Below are 22,531 nucleotides of genomic sequence, written 5' to 3' on the forward strand. Positions count from 1 at the left end.
ACCAATGGATCGGTCGGCTTGATAGAGGCTCGAAATAAAAGGGACCGGTAAAGAAGCCGGTCCCCAATTTCGTTCCTATAATCGGCGCTTGCTATCCAGCGCCACAGCTTACGAAGTAGGATCATAAATCCCACTCCTCGCTGTACTTGTCAGCGTCGCTCCGGTAGCCCTTCGCCTCGTGGATACGCCCCAACTCGTCAAGCGCATCCGCTGCCGTTCCCAGGCCCTTCACCACCGCGCGCTGCGCCTTTTCTTCTTCGGTCATGGCAGCGCGCCCGCGCTTACGCTGGCGGCGATACGTCTTACCGTCCGTGCCCTGAACGGTGTCAGTTGCGGAATTTTCCGCAACTGAAGTGAGCCATGCGGAAACCGTCTTGTCGCTCACGCCCAGCAGCGGGGCGATAGCGCGCGCTGACAGTCCGCGCCATGACAGTTCTTCCGGCGCATCCTCGCTCATGCGGACTGTGAGGTAGTGCATCTTGTCCGCTTTCGTGAGAGGCTGCCCGTGCCGGATGTTGCGCTCAGCACCGTACACGAACGCTTCCCACAGGCCGCCCGGACGGACGATCACAGGCACTTCGGTAATCAGCATCATACCTGCCAGGGTGTTGGCAAGATGCGCGCCTGCATTCCGGTGCATACCGTCTGCAATGACCAGACGGCCATCGACCTCCACAACTTCGAGTGCCGGAAATTCCCCCCAACCGCCATAGGCGATCATGGCCTGCGCATACTCTTCGACTTTGCCTTGGCTGAGGCCCTTCTGCCGGACCTGCACGCGCTCATCGACGTGCAGATCGGCCAGTAGCACGCGGCGGGTCGGATCAACCGGCGCAGTCTGGCGCGCAGCGGCGCGCTCCTGCTGCTGGCGAATGAGGTTCTGGCGATTGACGGCCATCCGATCCGCAAACGGATTGTTACTAGGCATAAGAAACCTCCGGTACATCAATCCCGATCCCGCTGTAGACTTCGCGCGCCACCGCCAACGCCTCCATAGTCGAAGGACGCAGCGCACCTTCTGCCAGGATGTTTGTGCCAGCCCAGCGCGCCCGTGTGTAATCTTCCGAGTAGGGCAGTTCGAGTATCCCGCCCTTCTTGTTGCGCAGCAGGTATTCACTGTAGGCGGTTTCCAACAGTTCCCGACCAGCCTTGACGTTGGGTGACGTGCGCAGCCCGCCAAAGTAGTACATGGTCATCGTCGGGATGATCCCGATGATGCTCAAGGCTGAGTTGACTTCGCGCGCCACTTCGACTTCATCGAGCACGACCGCCGTGCGCTCGACGCTCGACCGATCCATCAGGGTCGGGAGCACCAAGTAATCCGTGGCGTCCAGCGCGGCCAACGTCGTCACCTGATTGCTCGGCCCCATGTCCAGCAGCACAATATCTGCAATGCCGTCCAGGTCCGACAGTACACCGGAAATCAGGTGCTCCGGGCGCGTGTGGTACTGGACCGGACGCGCGGCCACATCATCAATCGCATACTGCGTCTGCGGCCCGCCTTCTACCAACATCACAGTGCCGCGATTGAAGCTCTTGAACTTCGGAATAAACATGTCATCGACGCGTCGCAGGGCATCCGTGATCTTCACCTCACGGCGGATCACTTGGTGCAGCATTTCGTAGCTCAGGCCCGTATCCGGGTCCAAGCACTCCCACAGCGCGGACTGCCCGCCCTGGAGGTCCATATCTACGATCACGACGCGCATCCCAACCCCTGCCCCAAAAGCGGCGAGAATCTGGACCAGGGTCGATTTCCCCACACCGCCCTTTGACCAATACACCGTTACCGTAACAGGTTTCATTGTTCGCATCCTTTGCTCTGTGCGAGTCAGATTATGAGGTCTGACTAACCTCGAAAAATGATGATACAGCACAATCTCTGAACAAGCGTGCTAACGCCGGTAGATCAGCACCGGCCAGGGCATCCAGGTAGCGCGCCTTCTCCGCCAGTGTGATGTCCACCGGAGGAAGGCCCAGCCAACCGCAACCGTAGACAGTCATCAGCCGCGCATGGCGTTTGTTGCCGTCCGCAAATGGGTGCATACGCCACTGGTTGAAGTGTAACACGGCCAGAGTCAGGTGCGGGAGCACCTTCCCCTGCGCGATCAATGGTTCCGTGTAGTTCAACACGAACTGATTGACTTTTGCGCCCAGCGTGATAGCTGGCTCGGGGCGGAACGATTCACCCATCCCAACCGAAACAGGATCGAGTGTGCGTAAGCTGCCGCCATGCGGCAGGATAGCCCGATGCCATGTGAGGAAGTGATACATGTTCAAACGCTTGTGTTCCTGGCCCGCACAAAACGCATTATAGAGCGCATCGGCGTGCAGTTCCCACTGATTCCATGGAGCGCCTTCCAGCGCACCAGAGTGATACGCGATCATCCCCATGATGAACCTCAGTCGGTGCTCAGGTGGTGGAGCAGGGCGATGGAAAGCAGGCGGGTGACACAGCCGACGCCAGAACGATTGTTCCTCTGGCGTTTCAGTGTGCAGCCCGTAGCGTTGATAAACCTCATGCCATGTGGTCATGGTCGCTTCCGATTTGTTGATGGCTATACGAAAACATGCAGTCTGGAATGGTTTGGCTAGAAAAGCGCCAACTGTTCCAGCGGCGTCACTTCAGTAAAGAACGTCTGAACGTCGCTCTCTGTGTATTTCAGGCGCGGAGCCAGCCCGCGATCCAGCCGGTTATGCCAGCGGAGTTGTGCCAGCCCGCTCGCCACGACCTCGCAGATCCAGATAGGATCATCGTCACCTGCTTCGATGGCATCCACCCAACCAAGCAACCCCGTCACTCGATCCGCAATTTTGATCAGCTTCCATTGAGGCACGTTGATGAGCGTCTGCACCGTCCAGCTTTGCAGGTACGTCAAGATGCTATATTCCTGATAGAGCGCCTCTGCCTTTTCTATCAGGATGTCCGGCGTGATCGCTTTATCCTCATCGGCCAGTTCGTCGTAAACGGCCTTGAAAACGTCTCGCGTGAACTCATCCATCTCACCCTCGCAGGTTCCCGCCAGAGACTTCCACCAGGGCGCACATCTCCATGATCCGGTCCACGATGCGTTGCCCGGTTTGCTCCCCTGCGCGCTCGAACCGTTCCATGAGCACGTCCGGCGCACAGTTGGATGTGACAATCAGCCGCATGTCATGCCGATACCGGAAGTCAACGATCTGGAACAGCTTTTCGACCACCCAGGCGGTGAGGTTTTCCGTGCCCAGGTCATCCAGCACCAGCAGTTCGACGCGCTGAATCTGGTCCAGGATCTTGTCATACGACACATCATTGTCTGCTTTGAAGCTGGACCGGATGTAGTCCATCAGATCCGGCGCAGTTTTATAGATGGTCGAAATCCCGGCGTTCATGGCGGCGTTGCTGATGGCCGCTGCCAGCCCGCTTTTGCCCGTTCCGACCGGGCCGAACAGGAACAGGCCGTGCCGTTCGCCCAAGCTGCCGGAACGCGCATAGGTGGCCGCAATCTCAACCGCCCGACGCTGCGTGTCTGAGAGGCGCAGCGCGGCGTAGCTCTCGAACGTATAGGCAGCCATGCGCGGCGGAAGTTGCGAGATTGCACGCAGCTTTGCCGCCCGCTCCCGGCGCAGCTTCAGGCCCGCCGCGCAGTCACACAGCACCGGCTGCCCGTGATATTCCGGTAGCTGTGGGCAGTCTGCCAGAAAAACGCCGTTGCCATCACACTTTGGACACGGCGGCGACGTCTGTAGCGACGACTGGCGGCTTTTCACGTCCAAGTTTCCGCCACCATTCAGGTTGTTCAGATTGTTCAGGAGATCCCGGAGCTGCTTTGCCATCTTTGCCTCTGCTCTGTGTTTTCTTCTGGCGCCACGTACTGAGACGGTTCGGGAGCCAGTAAACGTTTTCGACCGGCTGGCTCTCCCGAATGAATTGAATCAGTTCTTCCGGCGTGTAGGGCTGATCACCGGACCACAATTTCGTGCGGATCACCTGCGCGAACGCGCTCGCCATGCCCGGATCGTCAACGCTTTGGATACAGCAGGCATCCACGGCTTTCATCATGTCCTCGAAGCGCGCCTCAAGCGGGTGCTGGTTGAGCTTGGCTTCTACATGCTGGATCACGCTCCGGCGATTCTTCCCCCGGCGCTCGTTTTCCAACATGGCTTCCCACTGCTGCCGGGTCAGCTTCATCGCCTTGATTTGGCTGACGGTGTGGAAACAGGGCGCTTCCCAGGACGTGAAGTCACCTGGATCGGGCGGCTCCCATTCTCCAGCGGCGTGCTTGTTCGCCAGTTCAGCCAACACCTCCGCGTGGCACGGTTCCGGGCTGCACCAGCAGCCTAACCGCTTGCCGGTCAGGTCCGGGATGCGCCCCAACAGGTCCGGGCGATAGGCCGTGAGATAATCGCGGTACTGCTCGATTACCTCATCCCGATCACCATCCTCACCGATCTTGAACGGGTTCTGCCAGTCACTTGCCTTAAACCCGCGACTGGCCCGACCTACATACACATCATACGCGGGTCGCTGGCCGTTCACCGTGCGGACGTTGACCACCGTCGTCAGGCCAGACGGGGCAGGCGGATCGGCCTCCGCAGTAGCCACCGGGACATTACTACTCGTATTATCTGCTATGGCTGGTTGGTCGGGCGGCTTGGAAAGCAGGTGATAGAGGTTCGAGAGTTGGGTCCAAACGCCGTCTTCGCGCTGCTGCCGCCGTTCCTCCTTCCGTATCCAACCAAGCTGCTCAAGTTTCTTCAGCGCAGTTCGCACCGCGCCTTCAGAACATGACAGCATCGCGGCCAGCTTGGGGATGCTGGGCACGGCGGTTTGATCGTGCCCGGCGAAGGTGCACAGGGCGGCATAAACCGCCACCCCGTACACGCCCAACTCAGGCCCGTCGCGGCGGATAAGGTCCGCGTCAGCCCAAAACCAGCCGCCGCGCCTCGTGTCACGTACTTCAAAACCATCTTTTGGGTCCATAAGGGTCCTCTCGCCTAGACGAGCAACGGCTGAACGATCAGATCGCTGCCAATCGCCTTAATCGCATCCACTGGAACATCTGCGCGGATCTCATCTCCGCGCCAACCATTCGGCCAAACATCCTGCTCCCACATCTCTCGGATACGGGTTTCTTCTTCGGCATTGATGAGGTCAACACGAGCACGCGCCTGGATGTCAAGTACGCGTGCCAACCCATGTTTTCGGCCTTCCATCGTGAGCGGCCCCATCCGTTGACCATTCTTTGCAAATCGACCATCCTTCAAACGTTCAGGGGCGGCCTTTCGTAACCGCCACTTCGGTTTGGCGAGATCAGCAAACAATGGCTTGAGTTCGAGCAAGGGCGCGAGATGTGACCACTGCGGCGTTTTCAAGAGGTTTTCCAACGCCGTATCCCTTGAGGCAAGGTTACATCCAATGCACCCCGTGCGAGCCTCTTCCTCGCCATATACCAGCGCAATATCAGCCAGCTTGTACCCATGTTTTCCGAATGCGATCCAGTCCCACACGTGGCATAACCGCCAGTGAAGCAGGGGAGCCAATGTGTCCGAGATGGCCTCGCTCGGCATGGTCTGAAACCAGCCCTGTCCGCATTCGCCAGAGTCTTTACTGCAAGACAGTGTGATCCGGGCATCACGCGCTGCACTTTCGCCATAGCGCACGCCGGTCAACATCAGAAACTTTTCGCCGATCTCATCTCGCTTAGTAGCCAATGCGGTTTGCATTGGCTCCACCTTGAGTTGAGGTGTACACCACCTAAATCTATTTTTGGGCGGGGGAACACCTCGCCCAAACATGTAGACATAAAAGCGATCATCGAGCTTTGGCAGAACCACCCGCGCGTCATAGCCATCTGCGCGCAATGCCGTCATGAACCGCATGGCCGTTGCTTGGAGTGGCGGGAGTTCCTGTCGGGTATCGCTGTACAGTACAGTTAAGCTCTCCGGCGCTTTCACCTGTCCTGTTTTCAACGCCCACGCCACAAACGCCGTGGTTGCAGTCGAGTCTTTTCCACCGGAGAAAGCGATAGCCCAATGGTTGTACCGCTCACCGTAGGCGGCCAGAGACGCTATCGACAGATCCAGCGATTCCTTCAACGTCATCCGTACTCCCTCGAATAGCGAGGGCTGCTGTGAGGTCATGGGTTATCCCTTCAATCGATCAGCCAGCCGAGTAAATCGGTTGCTCGCGTCCACCCTACTCACCGCCGTGTGAATAGCCTTCTTTTCTCCCACCAGGATCACCAGCTTCTTGCCGCGTGTGATCCCGGTATAAATCAGGTTGCGGCGCAGCATCACATAGTGCCCCATCGTGACCGGGATGATCACAACCGGGTACTCGCTGCCCTGCGATTTGTGGATCGTGCACGCATACGCCAGCGTAAGCTGGTCAAAGTCTGTACTCGGGTACTCCACCATGCGCCCGTCCATTTCAACCACCAGGATCTTGTTATCCGGGTCGAACATGCGGACTGTGCCCATGTCGCCGTTGAACACTTCCAACTCGTAGTTGTTCTTAAGCTGGAGCACACGATCACCGGCGCGGAACTTACGATCCGCCTTATCGCTGGCCTTTGCCGGGTTCAGCCGGTCACGGATGAGGCGGTTCAAATCATTAACGCCCGCTGCGCCACGATACATCGGCGCCAACACCTGAACGTCAGAGAGCACCGGAATCCCCTTGGACGGGAGCAGGTCACCGACCAGCTTGACGATAGCGGCCTGAATCTGCTCCTGACCATTGGCCTCAACGTACAGCCAGTCGGGAGCGGCGTCGAGTGTCGGCGCTTGACCCTGGTTGATGCGATGCGCGTTGCTGACGATCTTGCTGGTTTCAGCTTGCCGGAAGATTTTGTTGAGACGAACAACGGGGAATGCGCCGGACTTGATAATGTCCCGCAGGACGTCCCCAGCGCCGACGCTGGGGAGCTGATCCGCGTCGCCAACCAGCAGCAGGTGAGCATCCTCCGGGATAGCTGCCAGCAGGTGATTAAACAGGCTGACGTCGATCATGCTGGACTCGTCCACGATGAACATGTCATCATGGATCGGGTCATGCTCATCCCGTTTGAAACTCCACATCACCGGATCAAATTCGAGCAGCCGATGGATGGTCGAGGCGGATCGTTTCGTCGCCTCACCAAGCCGCTTGGCCGCGCGTCCGGTCGGTGCGCACAGTGATACAGAATGCTTCGAGGCGCGCAGAACGTCCGTGATGGCCTTGAGACACGTCGATTTACCAACGCCCGGCCCGCCCGTGATGACCGTCACTTTGTTGAGCAGGGCGGTTTCGACGCCCTCCATCTGCAAGTCCGTGAGCTTGAAAGAAAGCTGGATCTCGATCTCAGCAATCAGCGTCTTGACGCGATCCCGAATATTGTCCAGGGAGTCATCCTTGCTCGCTGCGATTGCCTTGAGGCGCTGCGCCGCCTGCTGCTCCGCCCGGAGCAAGCCGGACAGGTAGATCATTTTCGGCTCACCGTCCGCGACGATCTCCTTCATCTCAAATTCCATACGCTTTAATATGGGTTCGATTGTCGGCTGCGGCACGCGGAGCAGTTCTGACGCCTGCTGCAGAAGCAGTGGACGGGGCAGGTAACAGTGGCCGTCATTAGCGGCCAGCGCCAGCGCGTGCCGGATGCCCGCCTGGACGCGGTAGGGCAGGTCAGGCCGGTAATCGTCGAGCACCAGCCGGGCAATCTCATCAGCCTTTTGGAATCCGATGCCATCCACGTCGCGGGCGAGCTGGTAGGGGTTTTCTTCGATCTTCGCGCGGGCCTCGCCGTTATAGGTCCGGTAGATGCGAATGGCGATAGCCGTGCTCAGGCCGAGGTTGCACAGCCAGGTCATCGTGTCCCGCTCAGCCTCATGTTCGCGCCACTTCTGGCCGATCTCCCCGGCCATCTTATCGGTGACGCGCTTCACTTCAGCCAGGCGCTCCGGCGTGTCCGTGATCACGTCCTGCGTCTTGTCGCCAAACTTGTCCACGATCGCCTGCGCGATCGCTGGGCCAATGCCAGGGAAAATACCGCTGGCGAGATAGGCTACCAACGCCTCGCCGGACTGAGCCAACGCACGCCGCCCGACACGCTGCACCTTGAACTGCTCACCATATTTCGGGTGCGTGGTCCAGTCGCCGTGCAGCAAAAGCTGCTCGTCCAGTTGTGGCGCGGGGGAAATGACACCAACCACCGTCACGCCAGCCAACGCCAGCAGCGTTTTCTGTCCACCCTTGCCGTTCGTATTGAGCTTCATGACCGTGTAGCCGCTGTCATCGTTCCTAAACTGGACAGAAGCCACCTTTCCGGATAGTTCAACCATCAGTATTCCCCTCCAACATCGGGCGGGATCTCGGAATACGGCGTCCAGGTATCACTGAACCCCGCGAGATCGATCACGGTTTTTTTGAGCGTTGAGAACTTCATACGTTCGGCGCGGAAGAACAGGTCCACCGTGCCCTTTGGCCCGTGCCTGTGCTTAGCAACGATGCACTCAGCCTGATTGACTCGCTCTGTGTTTTCGTTGTAAACCTCATCACGGTAGAGAAACAGGACAATATCAGTGTCCTGCTCGTAAGTCCCAGAACGGCCCAGGTCTGACAGTTGTGGACGTTTGTCCTGTCGTTTTTCAACCTCGCGGTTGAGCTGCGCAGCGGCCAGCACCGGCGCACCGATGCGCTTCACGAGCAGTTTCAGGTTGCGACTGATGTAGGCGTTGACTTCGACGTCAGTCCGCACGTATTTGCGTTGCTCCGCATCAACCGTCATGAGCTGCGCGTAATCAACAAGCACCAGCCGGATCGGGCCATGTTCGCGTGTGATGCGCTTGCACGTGGTCAGGATATCGCCCGGCGTCAGACTGCCGCGTTCGTCAATGAGGATGTTCAGACCAGCCAGTTCCGCTACTGCATTCACGAACTGGCTCCATTGTTCATCACTCAATTTGCCAGACTTCAGAGTCACAACAGAAATATCCGTCTCCATTGAAATGAGACGTTCGACCACTTCAGATGCATCCATTTCGAGGCTGAACAGCACGAGCACGCCCGGATCACCGGCGTCCCTCAAGCGTCTGGCGACTGATAGCAGCACCGTCAGCAGCCACGCAGTTTTGCCCATACCCGGACGTCCGGCCAAGAGCGAAAGCCCGCGCAGACCGCCCAGCAGGTCGTCCAGGTCGGAGAAACCGGTCGCAACCGACCGCATGTTAGCAGCGTCCTCAACCTCATCCATATAGTTGGATAAGGCCGTTTCAAGCGGGAAAGTCGAGGCGGCTGGCAGTGTCAGCGCGATGCCATCCAGCGCGTCATGAGCGCGGCTCATGACCTCATCGATGTCAGCGTTTTCGTCGTAGGCAGTGGCGGCCATATCGCTGGCCGTTCTGAGGACTAATCGCCGTGCCGCTGCTCGGGAGACGATCTGCGCGTAGGCTTCAGCATAAAGCGAGGTTGGCGTGTGGTTGATGAGATAGGTGAGGTACGCCGGGCCGCCGATTTCATTCAGACGATCATCCGTTCTCAGTTGTTCAGCGACCGTCACGGTGTCAATACCCATGCTGGCCGCGTCGAGCTTGAGCAGCGCATCCCACACGTATCCATTACGAACGATGAAAAAATGATCCGGTTGGACGTAGCTCACCAACGGCAGCATGTCCGGGCTGATCAGAATAGACCCCAGCAGCGCCTCCTCCGCCTCAACACTGTGTGGTGGAAGGTTTTCAGGCGCAGGTGGGGTAGGCGGTGCAGCTTGTTTTGCCATAGCAAACAGACCTCATCGGTTCGTGAGGATAGGTACGACCAACACAGCAGCGTCCATCACTGCTGTGTTGGTATATAGGACTATATTGGCCTGTTTAGGAGTCCCTAACGGAGATATCGCGGATTTGCACTTGTGCCAGATCCAAATCAGCGATACACTGGTGGTTCAACGTGAGTTAGTTAACGACTCCAGAAAAACCCATGAAGGACGGCGGCGGCCAGACCGCCGTCTTTCGCTTTAAACCCCTGGGAACTCTTCGCGGCGGTGAGGCCACTCTAAATTTCCCTTCATAAACACCGGAATACGATGTGCATCTGCGAAGCGCAGGACGTGCCGCACGTGCTCCGGGTCGGGCTGGTATTTTTTCGGCCCGTTCGAGGCCGCGCCAACCACAATCCAGTTTACCGCATCTTCGTAGGCCCACAACATCGGCCCTACGTCGAAACTGAGCGGTTCCAGCGAGAGCCAGCGGACCGGAACACGCGGTTTCAAGGTGCTCAAAACGTCAAGCGTTTTGTCCATGTACCGGCTCTGCTGGACCTGTGTGAGAGTGTTCCCGCGCATGATCGTGGGGGGCATCGAAACACCGACCCATAGATTGCGGGGGAACAAATCTGCGAACTTCAGAAGGCGGCCAGGATTCTTCGTCAACGTCTGAATCGTGTGCCAATGAGCCTCACGACAAACCGCCAACACCTGTCGCAGTTGCTTCTCTGGAACCCACACGCCGAACAGATCAGTCATGCTTCCAAGGAAGATTTTGTTGGGTTCCTTCAGCTTCAGCGGCTCATCCAGGCTGTCAGGCCGGAAGTAGTGTGCCTCAAAGCCATTCGGATATGCTGCGCTCGCTACGCCTTCAGCAACCGCTTTTGCGTAGCAGGTTGCAACACTCCCATCCTCCATTTCCCAGCAGCATCCTTGTTCACAGCCACGGACTGGGTTCCATGATTGATCGGTCCACTCGATCCCGCGCGATTTGATCGTGCCGTCCGGGTTGAACTTCTTTTGACGGTTCACGATTGCACTTCCTGTTTCCGCGCGACCGTGACCATCTCAATGAAAATCGACTTCCCGGAACGCTGACTATCGATCTTAAGCGTTCGATAGTAGGGGATCTGTTGAAGTTGCGCAAGCAGGCGATTAATCGCCTCTGTGCTCACTTCATCGATCTCGTATCTCAGCGACGTGGTCAGGTGGAATGTGGTTTCATCTCGCACCGTTCCCGACCACACCAAGCGCAGCCCTTTACACGACCGCGCGGTTGCTGCCACCTTCGGCGGCGTTGGTACTCGCCGCTTCAGGCCGGGCAATTCAGCAGTTTCCATGCTCCCTCCTGAAACAAAAAAAGACGGCTCTATGCCGTCTAGACCTCGATCAACTCGTCAAACAGCGGCAGCACATACTGCCCCGTATCGGTCTGTTTGAGTTCACCCCGCATGACGTTTTCAGCCACCGGCGCGAACAGCGGTTCCGGTTCCGGCGCGACCAGCATCACCGGCACGGACTCGAACAGCAGCCGTTTGAGCTGCACCGCATCCGGGCCGCCCCACCGCGAGAGGTTAGGCCAGAACACGCCCCAGGGCGCGTACAGCCACATATTGAGCTTGGTGCAGCGCACCATCGAACTGGATATGTCCTGGCCGTAGATGTTCAGACTGTAGTTGCTGGCCGCGAGCAGTAGGCTCCCCGTCCCGCACGCCGGATCACACACGGACTGCCGTTTCATCTCGTCCGGGTCGCCGGTGAACATCATTCCGGCCATCATCTTGCATACGCTCATCGGCGTCGCAAAGAAGCCACTCCCGTGGTATGGGTTGTAATCGTGGTTTGCGCCGCCCTGTGCGAAGAACGCCATGTAATCAGTCGGGTGGAGCTGGAGCAGGCCGAGCTTGAACGTTTCGTACCAGTAGTCCAGCACCAGCGGCGACACGCGGCGATCTGGAAGATGATCCGCCGTAAGGCCCGAAAACACCGGATCGCCAAACCCGTGCAGCATCCAGGCTACAAACGCCTCGAATGCGTCACTGTGCCGGATGCCATCATACCGGGTTGCATAGTCCAGGCAGTCTTTGACATTCTTGACGGCTTCCCGGTCGGGCTGTTCATCAAAGTCGATGTAGGGGATTGGGTCAGTAGGGACGCGATAGGTGTCCAGGGCTTCGTCCCAATAGGCCCACCGGTTGACGCCGAACACGCGATCCCCGTCCACGAGGTAGGGGAACAACCAGCCCGGCGTCATCTTGTGCAGATGTTTAGGCTGATAGTCGCTGTGGCGCGGCATACCAGCCTCAGAAGGGAGGTTCTTCGGACGGCTTCAGCGCGGCGCGCGCATGGCGGCGAGCATCAAACAGTTCGCGCCGGACGAGGATCGGAGGATCACCGGCGAGGCCGAACTTCACCATTTCCAGCGCGTCTTCCGGCGCGCCGCTGTCCAGCGCCAGCCACGCCGCGCTGCGATAGAGGATCGAACGTGTAGGCTCTGATTCCGGCGCGAGGGGGACGCTTTGCGCCGCACGCCTCTCAAGTCGGAACGCACGCCGGGAAAGGCGCTTCACGCGCGACATCTCCCCACGCGTCCGGGCAATCAGGGCATCGTCTGCAAGCGCCATCGCCCGTTCGTGCAGTTGTCTCACGGTAACAGCCATGATCATTCACCTTTGCTCTGTGTTGTGGTCGATCAATATTGCTCAAAAACGCAGGTTTTTATCTTTCCGGCATATCTCTCCTGTTGTTCTTCGCGCCATTTCGCATCCGGCTTCACCGGCGTCAGACGCCACCTGTCAGCTTCCAAAAACGGCTTCATCCCAAAGTGCTCGGGGTGATGCTTAAGAAACTCCATCGCAGCCACGCCCATCTCTTTACATACAGTCGCCTGCGTAGAAAACGGGCGAGTAGGTGACTCTACAACCTCGTTGGTGTAGGGGTTGCGGTACACCCGCTTATGGGTCACGTGAGGTTGGAACAAGCTCATCTGGCCGACCGGCTGCAATTCGTCTCGATATACGGATACCTGGACGTCAACCAAGTCACGGCGCTGGCGCGCTTTATTCGGCCCCCACAGGCCGCAGGGACGGTAAGGGTACAGCGGGCATATCCAGGGGAAATCCTTGATACAACGCTGGCGGAAATGCGGATCGTAGTGCTCCTGTTTCTCTTTAATCCGCTCCAAAAGAAACACGAGCGTTGCTTCGTTTACGTCGTGTTTCTTCCCATCTTCAAAAGAAACCAGGAAACCGTATCGGCCTCCTGGCTCTATCGTTAGTTCGCGCGGTTCAGAACTTGGATTGAGATGCACTGTCACGTTCATATACTGCCCCGCATAAGCCTCTATGTTCCCGGCTGAAGCCACCAGTCCCGAACGACTTGGGCTGTATCCTGCCCGCTTTCTTTGCGACGAAGAATCGCTTTTGCCTGCCGACTATGCTCGATCTCGGCTCGATACTCGCCTGCCGTCATCAAGGCTTTTTCCCATTCGATCCAGTGTCCGGTTCCTTCGCACTCCGGGCAACCACTGGCCCAGCAAGTTTTGCAGTTGTCATCATCGCCGTGGCAGTCTGGGCAAACACCATCACCGTCGCACACTGTGCACGGGTAATCTTCTTGATATTTCACGACCACGAACGAAGGATCGTTCGGAAACTCGTATGCGCCTTCCAGATCTAGCTCGCCCTGGTACACTTTGGCTTGCAGAACTGTAGGATCGCCAATCTGGTACAGATCGAACTTGCGCCCGTATGATCTCATGCTCGCGCCGCCTCACCTTCGAGTTCCTGCGTCAGTACCTCAGCCGGTTCGATGGCCCGGACTGTCACGGCCACCATCTGAGGCAGCACGCCGCGCGCCAGTAGGCGTTTGAACTCCCGTTCGACCGTCTCCTGAGCATCGGCCAGCGCCGCCGCCACCGCATCCCGGCCCGGCTCCCCATCCAGTCGTTCCGCATACCATTCACGTGAAACGGGCGGAATGTCGCCCTGCTGCCGGTAGCGTTCCTCTTTGATCCACGTGCGGAGCTGTCCCGCCGATAGACCCATGCGGATCGCATACAACACTGCCTCAAGCGGCTGAATGCCGTACCGCTCGCCCAGCAGCCCGGCCAGATAGATGCTCATTGGCGTGGCCGGGTCACGCACCAGGATCGTAGTCACTTCGCCCGTCTCCGGGTCTGTTTCTTTGATCTCAGGTGGATAGTTCAGGCCAAGGTCGATGTACCGCCGCACGCTCTGGCCGCTGACTTTCCAGTCACTCGCCAGCCAACCGACCAGCTTGCGGCCAACATTCGATACCCGCCCATCCGGGCGCGTATAGGGCAGCAGCACCCGGAGCAGGGCGGCGCGATCCGCCTTCGCCCAAATCTGCTCACGTTCTTCCTCATCGGCATTGATACAGTCGTCCCGTAACTCCCCAACGCTTTCGTACTCGTTGGCTTGGAGCACGGCCAGCAGGTGGGGAGGCAGATCCTCCCCACCATCTTCGAGCAGGTCGATCAGCTTGGTGGCCGCGACCTCGGATGAAAACTGTTTTTGCATGACAGCCTCAGAACGGGATGTTGCTGGTCGTTGCAGGATCGTCGTCTGGTGCTGGCGTCGAAGGCTCCGGCCCGCCCGACTGACCCATGATCACGGCGGTAATCTCATCGACCGTCATCGTTGGGTCAACCTCGTCAACCAACGTATCCAGTACGGCCAGCAAATCCTGGTTGTTCAGGCCGGTGGACTTGCGCAAGGCAGGGATCATCTTGCTACCCTTACCTGAGCGCCAGTTCACCACCAACTCGCCGACGCTCTCTTCGCCCGCCGCTTCCTTCTCAGGCAGGGCGCGCCCCGTGCGTTGCAACGTGCTCCCTTTATCTTTCCCGCTATCCTTTCCCTCTTTGGAGTCAGGCAGAGACGGGAGCGACCGGCCTTCGCGCTTGAGACCCATGCTCTCCAATGTGTCTTCATCGAAGTCCTCAAGGTCCTGGGTGAAAAACTCCGATGCGCCAGTTACCAGGATCACAGCGCCAACGAACGCCCGCTTATGAGCGATCTTGACCATCGTATTGATCTGCGAGTGCACGTCATCGTTCGGGACACGGTAGGCGACAGTTTGCATCTGCCACGCGTCTTTTTCCTCACCACTGCCCGACTTCTTTTTGAAGCTCTTTGCCATACCGCTTGCAATGGCGGCATCCCACATTTCCCAGTACTCAGGCGACTTGGCCCACTTCCCCGCAATTAGCTTTCGCTGAATGGCGAAGTCATATTCTTCCAGGTAGGTGGTACGGCGGCGCAGTCCCTTCGTGCTGATGTCTTCCGGCAGATCGACGTCCTTGTACCAGCGGTAGCGATAGCGCGATTCCCAGGAGTTGACTTCACCCTCCATCTCGCCCTGGAATGCGCCGGTATCGTCGTACAACTCGCACTTTACGAGATAGTGGAAGAACGGCTCGCCGCCGTGATCCGCGCCAGTCCAGTCTTCGACCTTCTCAACCACATAGAACCGGGCGTGCAGACCGAACAGGATCGCCATCTTCTGTGCGCCTGGCTGAAGCAGAGACTTCTTGTCCGTGCCGGGAATCACGCCATAGTCGATACCTTCCCGAAGAACAGAGTCCTTGAATTTCACCATCCACACATAACGCTGCTGGAGCGTAGAAATCTTCAGTCCAAGCGCCTCCTCGTTCACTTTCGTCGGCTCAAGCCCTTCAACCAGGGCCATATTCACATCGGTATTGGTCGTTCCCGTAGCCATGTGTTTATTCCTCACCCGTTCCAGGCGGCTTAGGCCGCGCCGCTCAACATACTGGACAACACGGCACGATATGCGTCGCAAAACGCACGCTGGATCTCGTCTTCGGTCGGTTCACGGTCGGTCGGAAGCAGCGCGCGGTACTGCGCGGCCACGCGCTCCATCGGCAGCCACAGTTCGTCCGTCAGCAGTTTCAGCCCCGAATAGGTGATCACAACGCTGCGCTGCTCATCGACCACGATCAGATGGTGCGGGCAGCCAAGCCGCCATTCCGCACCACAGACAGGGCAGCACTTCGCCTGCACCGGCGCGACTGCTGTGGAAACGCCATGCTCATCCATGTGTGACTCCAGTCCCACGTTTCAGGATCGTCATAGATAAAAGAGGGTAAGAGGGTCCCGAAACCGGTGAAGCCCTTCTGCCAGATGTACAGGGCATACTCGGTTTGCGGGTCCGTTCGGCCATTGCCAGAAAACGATTGGCGCTTAGCCGAAGTGGTCACGGCGCGGGGAGGGAGCTTAGGCCAGAACTCTCTGCACCGATCTTGACCGGCCAGGATTGCGATACGCAGGTAGTAGATTTGCCATGCGTCGGGTCGCAGCAGCTCATAGGTCAGCGCTGAAAACTCCTCTGACTTTGAGAACGGCGGGTTCGTCGCGGTGAAGTCGATGCGAATCCCGCGCTTGAGCATCCGTCTCCCGATGCGCAGGAAGTCACCGGCGAACCAGTGATCGTAGCCGTCAGGCCGCTCTACGCCGGGCAGGTCCACGCCGATCACGATAGCCTGCGGCCAGAACCGCTTGATGGTCTGGCCCCACACGCCTGAACCTGCGCACGGGTCCAGCACGATAGGGCGGGGACGTGTAGGCCGCCACAGGCGGGAAACTGCAAACTCTACGACACGCGGATCGCTGGGGTAATGCTCGCGTTCGATATCGTCTGCGGCTGGCCTCGACTCCGCTTTTGTTCTGATGGCATCCAGGTCGAAGAGTGCAGACATATCCACTGCTACGACCTCACCAGGAGTTGCCCGCGCCGGGTGATCGCCAGATCAAGCCCCTGGCTCCACCGGAGCGCCAGCGTCTTACCGATGTAGGACCGGTCGTTTTCACTGGCCGACACATCTGGTAAGGTGATGCTGATAACCGGTGCAGTGTCTCCCCACGCGGCCACAAACTCAGCCTGTTCACCAATAACCTGGACCTCAATAGGCAAGGCGTCTGAATCATCCAGGCCAAGCCACCACATCATCCAGGCGGCCAGATCGTTGATAAGTAGCCGCTGAGCAGGCGTCAACTCAGCAGTGTTGGTGAATATCACAGCCATTTGATTACCACTCCCACGATGATGATCACCAGGGAGAGAACGCCCAACACGCACAACGCATACGCCATTACACGCTGGGATATGTCCAGCTCCCAATGAGTGATCTCCCGACCGTCATTTTCATTCATGCTCTGTGCCCTCTGCTCTGTGCTCTGTACTGGTTAAATAACGCCGTGTCGCCGCAGCCAGTCGTCGTCCTGACCGTACTTCACGGCCTTGCGCATCGCGCCTTGCAGCGTCCACTTGCCGCCGTGGTCATCCCCTTCTTTACGGGAGACAAAACCGCTCCCGCACGGCCCTTCGATGAGGACCGCATACAGCGGCATTCCGCTGGCCGTTGTCCCGGCCAGAATCACCTGCACCGTGACCGGGTTCTCTGGCGGCAGCTCCAGCCGCCAATCATCACTGTTCGGGTTCCGTATCCACACCGGATCGCCGTCCATCTGCTGCTCCAATGAAAAGGCCCGCACTTGATAGTGCGGGCCTCGCCAATCACTCTTACTAGGGGAGGTAGCGATCTCCCCGTGTCGGCGCGTCGCCCAGGTCCACGTCGCCATTCTGGAAGAGGCGACGTTCGCGCCGCGCCATATCATCGCGCGTCGGCTCATCCGGGATGCCCAACTCGCGGCCCGACCGTGACGGCACGCCCGCCGCAACCAGATCGACTTTCATATCGATAGCGATCTGGCGCAGGGTTTGCTGTACCTCACCAGCGTTTGCCGCGCGGGTCGCCGTGCCGCTGGCGGCCAGGGCTTCCAGTTCGTTGCACGCTTGCTTCAGGCTGGCGTCATCCGTCAGGCCAACCAGCTTGTCTTTGACCAGTTCGACCAGATTCTTGATGCGCCCTACGTTGCGCGGGTGTAGCGACTGGTTATCTTCGAGGTAGGCGAGTTGGTCCAACACCATCTCGTAAATCGAGCCTTGGAGCTGCCCGATAATCTGATTGATCGCCTCATTGAAGCGATCCCCGGCGTCAGCGCGCGTCCGGGCGATTTCTTCCTGGATGCGCTGCTCCATCTCCACCCGCTCGCGCTCGCGCTGGACGATGAGTCGGCGTTTCTCGTCGGTGGCCGCGTCGATCTGCGCGTCAAGCTCGCGCGCCCGCGCTTCCAGTTCTTCCAGCTTGGCGGCTTTGACAGCTTCAGGCGGCGTCTCAACCTCAGCGAGTGTCCAGTCCAACACGAAGGATTCTCGAATGTAGTCCGCGGACGGGATGCTGGCGACGATGCCCGCCTTCTTCTGGTCAAGCCAGTCAGCGAACTCGACTTCTTCCTGCACGTCCAGGTCGCGACTGCGCGGTGAAATATCGTGCTGACGACGCCAGACGTTTTCGAGTGCCTGATCGTACAGGCTGGCGACCTCATCCACGATCACGTCGCGGTTATAGGCGATTTCCTGCGCCAACTGGAACCAGCGCTCATAGAGCGTTGTATTGTCCCATATGGACGCGTCCGCATACTTCGGCGGCTCGGAGCGGTACAGCCACCGGCGCAGCTCCGTCAGAGGCCGCTCCTTGAGCCATGCGCGGAACTCGAAGTACGATTCCTTCGGCATGAGCTGCCCGAACAGCGTGTCGTAGGAGAGGCGCTTAAGCGTCTGCCGCGCCAACTGCTCGATCTGGTCCAATTCCTTCTGCAACGTGTCGGGCAGAAGCCGCCGCGCGCCCGGCGTGAACGCTTTGTTGAATGCGGAAGCAGGCAGCCCAAGCTGCTCCCAATTCGTTTTCACGCTGCCACGCCAGCGACCAACCGTGAGGTCCACCAACACGGTTTCGTTCATCACCTGTGCCCACTCAGGCCGAACCTTACGAACGTTGTTCAACTCGTCCATCGATCGTGCTCCTACTCTGTGCTCTGTGCTCTGTGCCCGAAAAACAAAAGAGGGGGCAGTTGCCCCCTCTGTCATGCCTCGAAATCGAACGCGCGCCCGGTTCGCCCGGTCATTACTTCCGGTTCCGCCGCAACCGTCGCAGGCTGTTCCTCGAACTCCCCGGCCATCACCCGCGCCCGGTAGGAGGGCGGCAGGTTATCCAGGTCGTTGACCTCTGCCAGCGCGAGGGCGATCATACGCTTGGCCTCGCCGGTCGCGTTTACGCGCATGGTCTTGACTGCGTAGGCCAGATCCTCGTGCGTGACCTCAGCGCGACCGTGCCCGCGCGCCACCTTGCGCGCCTTGTTCACGATGACCTCGATGTCCGCGCCGGTATAGTCCTCGCAGGACGGCGCGATCTCGTCTAGCCGCACGTCGTCAGCCAGGGTGACGCCGTTCTTCCGTGCCATCACCCGGAACATCTCCGCGCGCTCCTGGTCGTCGTCGGGCGGCATGACAGCGAACTTGCCGTCGATGCGACCGGACCGCTTGAACGCGGCGTCCAGCAGGTCAGGGCGGTTGGTTGCCATCAACCAAACCACCTTGCCACGATTGCGCGTGTCGCCCATCGCGTTCAGCAAACGCCCGAACAGATTGCCCGCCACCGGTGAGCCACTCGCGCCGGTATCGCGCCGCACCTGCTGTTCAACTTCGTCAATGAACACGATGCAGGGCGTCATCTCTTGGATACCGCTCAGCGCCTTCTCTAAGTTCGCTTCACTTTCGCCGACGATCCCGCCGAGAATGTTGCTCATGCGGAGCATTACGAAGTTGACTCCGGCGCTGGCCGCCAGCTTTTCAGCGATGTACGTCTTGCCGGTGCCGGGAGGTCCTGCCATCAGGACACCCATCGGCATCCCATCAACCTCGCCGTCCTTCATCGGCTGGACGATCTCGCTGCGCAGGTAGTCTTTGAGGTAAGCAAGCCCGGCGATGTCATCCAGGCTCCCCGTTGCCTCGACCGTTTCCAGCACTCCGGCGAAGCGCGCCGCCATGATCTCGTCTTTGCGCGCTTTGACCAGCGCTGGTGTAAGCGGCACATCCTCAATGCGCGCCTTGACGATCACGTCCTCAACGTGCAGCCGGAGCAGGCCCGCCGTCATCGCGGCCAGCCGGTGCAGCGTCAGGCCGTCCGCCAACTGCACACCGTTTGCCTTGATGGACTGTTCCGCGAACGTTTTGCGTTCGTCGTAGTCCGGCGCGCTCACGGCGATGGTGTACGCACCGCGCAGCACGTCAGCCACCGCGCTCAGGGTAGGGGCGACGAACCAAATCATTGGTGCATTCGCCGCGCGCCAGACCGGATTGCGCAGCCAGGAGAGGATATAGGCGCTCGCCTGAGCGAGTGACGGCGGGAGCGGGCCGATGTTCATGGCCGGGAACGTCAGGTCGGCCATGCTGAAGATCACGCTCACGCGGTAAAGCTCGTTTGAGTCAGGGTTCCGGCGCTGGCTCAGGCTCAGCGCCTTATCCAGCAGCGGGAGCGCTTCGACCAGGGAGAGGCGCAGGTCAATATCCTGCTGCGCCGTCTGGCCGGTCATCACTGACAGCGCGCCGTTCGCCGGAGCGCCGCCGCTGATGCCCATCACCTCTTTCAGAAAGAGGTTTTTCATCGACGAAACGGGGAACCGCAGACCGTTCGCCGGGTCGTACTCGATGACCAGATCGAACGATGATTTAATCAGCGCCGACTTGAGCCACGGCACGAGGTCAACCGTGCCGTCAACGTAGTCCTGCGTGCCATCACCATGCAGAAGAAAACTGTGCGCGGTGCTTGCGCGGTAGGCGCTGCCTGCGACTTGCCAAAAACTCGGGGCCATTGCACTGTGCTCCTCAAAACAAAACGGGCAACACTCAACACAGTGTTGCCCGTACCCGGTTATGCGATGTGGTATGGATTACCAGCCGTTATTGAGCGTCAGCCGCGCGGCGTCCTGCTCGTGGCGATGAGACTCGAACTCGTTCGACGGTGTAACGTTCAGCCCGGACTGCTGGCCGAACATGCCCAAAATGAGTTCGAGCTTTTTCTTGCCCGCATCAAATCCACCATCCTCAGTGATGGTCTTCATCACGCCGTCTAGACCGACCTGGATACGCGCCGTTTCGCGCAGCAGGCTATTAGGATGAGACGGAGCAGCGGAGAGGTCGATCCGAAACTCAAGCGCACCGTCTGGCAGCGCCTTGACATCACGCGGGTTCATCCCCATTGCCTGAAAGCTCTTAACCGCTTGGCCCTGCATCACCTGCCCGGCGAACAGGGCGATCACCTGCTGCGTTTTTTCGATGCGCGCCTTCATGCCGGGCTTGGCCTGCTCTTGTCCGTAGTTCTGGTCAGTGACCTTGACCTCGCCTCCATTGAAGGAAAACTCAATGTAAGCATCGTTGAACCGAAACTTCCACCCACTAAATGTCCACTTGGACCACTGAACTTCGATCCCCTGCGCGGCCAACATCTCTGTCAGCACGTTTCGCAGCGCCTCGGACTCTAAGTGCTTATCCAGGTCGTCCAGGGCGAGCGTTGCCCGCGTGACGACCACGCCATTGCACGTCATATGTGCCCCTTTCCCTTTGCCCTGTGCTATGAAACAAAAAAGCCTCAGTCGGTGACTGAGGCTCTGAATGTGGGCCAGGGGAGTCGAACCCCTGCACGAGCGCGCCTGACGCGCTGCCCATGTGGGCGTCCTTTGTATCGGGAGAGGTAATTAGCCTCGTTTCCCGCCGTGCACACCTGCACGGATCTGCCGGAACCGTCTATTCGCCATACTACCAACCACTCTCCCCACGTCTCTCTTAGGTTTTCTCGCCGCTTCTTCACTTCCCGCTGCGATGGCGGGCATGGCGCGCGATTTTCCCCTTATCCCGATTGCTGGCCCTGGTTTCGACGCCTGTATCTCTCGACACTGGCGATCCGTGTCCAGGCGGATCACGTTTCGGGGGGCAGTCCGTCCGGCATATTACCCCGGTTTCCGCAATCGTTATTGACGTATTTACGGAAACCACTTGCAAGCGATGCCGTAATCCTGTATGATCAGAACAGCTTGGAGGGGATTGATCACCCCGGATACCAAGCTAGCATCGATGCTGTATGCGAGGGGCAACCGGCGAAGTTGCCCCGCGTGGTTTCTGGCGAAAGTGCCAGAAAAATGTTTTTCGCAAGGGATGTTGTTAAAGGGCTTGTAAGTCGTGTGGTTCTGACTTACAAGACACATTATAGCGCGCAGTTGGGGTTTGTCAAGAGAGTTGACAAACTTAATTTCGTAAATAATTTTCTGTGCTGGTCTATCGCTTGGGTGGCGGCCCTGGCCGTCGCGGTGACCAGTTCAGAATATCTTCCCGCGATACCAAAACAAGGCTGGCAATCCGTCGTGACCGGATCTGGCCTTTTTTGATCTGCTTGTACAGCGTGCTATCGTGCACACCCAGGTACTCCGCTGCGAACGGCACGCGGACCCACTCACTGCGAAGCGTTTCGTCTAACTCCAGGTCTATTAGTTCCCCCCCGAGTTCAGGCATTGTATAGACTCCAATTCCCATGCTGGCAACTCCCGCCCTGTTACGTTTTTCATTTTCCAGGAATGACTCTTTTTCCTGTGAAAATTTACTCAATACTACTCGTAATCTCTTAATTTAGCCATGCCCCGATCCGGCTTTTCTGCTGGCGCTCGCCCTGTTCGATGGGGACTAAAATCATCATTTCCAGGACGTGCCCAAGCGGGGCAGGGTTGAGGTAGAGCCAGAGCCATGTACAGCCCGGCCATTGGCTGCTGTAGAGCGGCCACGTCTCTGGCTCCTGGCTGGCGTCCGCATGGTCAATGACCGGCTGGTGTAGGTCCGTCAACGTGAGCTTTTTTTTGCTCTCCACGGTGCTCCTC

The 22,531-nt window shown here is 58.7% G+C and carries 26 protein-coding genes; all 26 read right to left on the reverse strand.

The window, feature by feature from the left end; genetic code table 11:
• Positions 1 to 121: 121 nt before the first annotated feature.
• Positions 122 to 928: a hypothetical protein gene (locus V7116_RS09295; RefSeq protein WP_324391634.1), complete on the reverse strand. Its 807-nt coding sequence runs from the start codon at positions 926 to 928 to the stop codon at positions 122 to 124.
• Positions 921 to 1,805, reverse strand: coding sequence for a ParA family protein (locus tag V7116_RS09300; protein ID WP_324391635.1), 885 nt, complete (start codon positions 1,803 to 1,805; stop codon positions 921 to 923). The genes V7116_RS09295 and V7116_RS09300 overlap by 8 nt, the downstream gene beginning before the upstream one ends.
• 31 nt (positions 1,806 to 1,836) lie before the next feature.
• The gene (locus V7116_RS09305; protein ID WP_324391636.1) at positions 1,837 to 2,535 is read right to left on the reverse strand and encodes a Fic family protein; all 699 of its coding nucleotides are present in this window, start codon (positions 2,533 to 2,535) and stop codon (positions 1,837 to 1,839) included.
• A 56-nt stretch (positions 2,536 to 2,591) separates the two neighbouring features.
• Positions 2,592 to 3,002: a hypothetical protein gene (locus V7116_RS09310; RefSeq protein ID WP_324391637.1), complete on the reverse strand. Its 411-nt coding sequence runs from the start codon at positions 3,000 to 3,002 to the stop codon at positions 2,592 to 2,594.
• A gap of 1 nt (position 3,003) precedes the next feature.
• On the reverse strand, positions 3,004 to 3,750 hold the full coding sequence (locus V7116_RS09315) for an ATP-binding protein (protein ID WP_324391683.1): 747 nt from the start codon (positions 3,748 to 3,750) through the stop codon (positions 3,004 to 3,006).
• Entirely contained in the window at positions 3,698 to 4,963 is a 1,266-nt protein-coding gene (locus tag V7116_RS09320; protein ID WP_324391638.1) for a DUF4326 domain-containing protein, read from the reverse strand. The genes V7116_RS09315 and V7116_RS09320 overlap by 53 nt, the downstream gene beginning before the upstream one ends.
• Positions 4,964 to 4,977: 14 nt before the next feature.
• A complete protein-coding gene (locus V7116_RS09325; RefSeq protein ID WP_324391639.1) occupies positions 4,978 to 6,084 on the reverse strand; it encodes a phosphoadenosine phosphosulfate reductase domain-containing protein in 1,107 nt (368 codons plus the stop codon).
• Between the two features lie 42 nt (positions 6,085 to 6,126).
• Positions 6,127 to 8,301, reverse strand: coding sequence for an SF1B family DNA helicase RecD2 (gene recD2 / locus V7116_RS09330; protein WP_324391640.1), 2,175 nt, complete (start codon positions 8,299 to 8,301; stop codon positions 6,127 to 6,129).
• A complete protein-coding gene (locus V7116_RS09335; RefSeq protein WP_324391641.1) occupies positions 8,301 to 9,737 on the reverse strand; it encodes a replicative DNA helicase in 1,437 nt (478 codons plus the stop codon). Before V7116_RS09335 ends, recD2 begins: the two co-directional genes overlap by 1 nt.
• A 237-nt stretch (positions 9,738 to 9,974) precedes the next feature.
• On the reverse strand, positions 9,975 to 10,754 hold the full coding sequence (locus tag V7116_RS09340) for a DUF5131 family protein (RefSeq protein ID WP_324391642.1): 780 nt from the start codon (positions 10,752 to 10,754) through the stop codon (positions 9,975 to 9,977).
• Positions 10,751 to 11,062 (reverse strand): hypothetical protein, encoded by a 312-nt coding sequence (locus tag V7116_RS09345; protein ID WP_324391643.1) that lies wholly within the window; start codon positions 11,060 to 11,062, stop codon positions 10,751 to 10,753. The genes V7116_RS09340 and V7116_RS09345 overlap by 4 nt, the downstream gene beginning before the upstream one ends.
• A gap of 38 nt (positions 11,063 to 11,100) precedes the next feature.
• Positions 11,101 to 12,018, reverse strand: coding sequence for an N-6 DNA methylase (locus tag V7116_RS09350; RefSeq protein WP_324391644.1), 918 nt, complete (start codon positions 12,016 to 12,018; stop codon positions 11,101 to 11,103).
• 7 nt (positions 12,019 to 12,025) lie between these two features.
• Entirely contained in the window at positions 12,026 to 12,382 is a 357-nt protein-coding gene (locus V7116_RS09355; RefSeq protein ID WP_324391645.1) for a hypothetical protein, read from the reverse strand.
• Positions 12,383 to 12,414: 32 nt separating this feature from the next.
• Positions 12,415 to 13,044, reverse strand: a complete 630-nt coding sequence (locus V7116_RS09360) for a hypothetical protein (protein WP_324391646.1) — start codon at positions 13,042 to 13,044, stop codon at positions 12,415 to 12,417.
• Positions 13,045 to 13,064: 20 nt separating this feature from the next.
• Positions 13,065 to 13,481, reverse strand: coding sequence for a hypothetical protein (locus tag V7116_RS09365; RefSeq protein ID WP_324391647.1), 417 nt, complete (start codon positions 13,479 to 13,481; stop codon positions 13,065 to 13,067).
• A complete protein-coding gene (locus V7116_RS09370) occupies positions 13,478 to 14,263 on the reverse strand; it encodes a hypothetical protein (RefSeq protein ID WP_324391648.1) in 786 nt (261 codons plus the stop codon). Before V7116_RS09370 ends, V7116_RS09365 begins: the two co-directional genes overlap by 4 nt.
• Positions 14,264 to 14,270: 7 nt before the next feature.
• A complete protein-coding gene (locus tag V7116_RS09375) occupies positions 14,271 to 15,467 on the reverse strand; it encodes a hypothetical protein (protein ID WP_324391649.1) in 1,197 nt (398 codons plus the stop codon).
• A gap of 29 nt (positions 15,468 to 15,496) precedes the next feature.
• The gene (locus V7116_RS09380) at positions 15,497 to 15,679 is read right to left on the reverse strand and encodes a hypothetical protein (protein ID WP_324391650.1); all 183 of its coding nucleotides are present in this window, start codon (positions 15,677 to 15,679) and stop codon (positions 15,497 to 15,499) included.
• 26 nt (positions 15,680 to 15,705) lie between these two features.
• The gene (locus tag V7116_RS09385; RefSeq protein WP_324391651.1) at positions 15,706 to 16,464 is read right to left on the reverse strand and encodes a hypothetical protein; all 759 of its coding nucleotides are present in this window, start codon (positions 16,462 to 16,464) and stop codon (positions 15,706 to 15,708) included.
• Positions 16,465 to 16,472: 8 nt separating this feature from the next.
• Positions 16,473 to 16,790, reverse strand: coding sequence for a hypothetical protein (locus tag V7116_RS09390; RefSeq protein WP_324391652.1), 318 nt, complete (start codon positions 16,788 to 16,790; stop codon positions 16,473 to 16,475).
• Between the two features lie 161 nt (positions 16,791 to 16,951).
• Positions 16,952 to 17,260 (reverse strand): hypothetical protein, encoded by a 309-nt coding sequence (locus tag V7116_RS09395; protein WP_324391653.1) that lies wholly within the window; start codon positions 17,258 to 17,260, stop codon positions 16,952 to 16,954.
• A gap of 31 nt (positions 17,261 to 17,291) precedes the next feature.
• Entirely contained in the window at positions 17,292 to 18,620 is a 1,329-nt protein-coding gene (locus V7116_RS09400; RefSeq protein ID WP_324391654.1) for a hypothetical protein, read from the reverse strand.
• Between the two features lie 71 nt (positions 18,621 to 18,691).
• Positions 18,692 to 20,479: an ATP-binding protein gene (locus tag V7116_RS09405; protein ID WP_324391655.1), complete on the reverse strand. Its 1,788-nt coding sequence runs from the start codon at positions 20,477 to 20,479 to the stop codon at positions 18,692 to 18,694.
• A gap of 78 nt (positions 20,480 to 20,557) precedes the next feature.
• Positions 20,558 to 21,211, reverse strand: a complete 654-nt coding sequence (locus V7116_RS09410) for a hypothetical protein (RefSeq protein WP_324391656.1) — start codon at positions 21,209 to 21,211, stop codon at positions 20,558 to 20,560.
• 727 nt (positions 21,212 to 21,938) lie between these two features.
• Positions 21,939 to 22,193 (reverse strand): helix-turn-helix domain-containing protein, encoded by a 255-nt coding sequence (locus V7116_RS25765; protein WP_442891810.1) that lies wholly within the window; start codon positions 22,191 to 22,193, stop codon positions 21,939 to 21,941.
• Between the two features lie 88 nt (positions 22,194 to 22,281).
• Positions 22,282 to 22,521 (reverse strand): hypothetical protein, encoded by a 240-nt coding sequence (locus V7116_RS09415; RefSeq protein WP_324391657.1) that lies wholly within the window; start codon positions 22,519 to 22,521, stop codon positions 22,282 to 22,284.
• Between the last annotated feature and the right edge of the window lie 10 nt (positions 22,522 to 22,531).

Origin of the sequence: Aggregatilinea sp., assembly GCF_036822615.1 — a bacterium.
Taxonomy (GTDB): domain Bacteria; phylum Chloroflexota; class Anaerolineae; order Aggregatilineales; family Aggregatilineaceae; genus Aggregatilinea.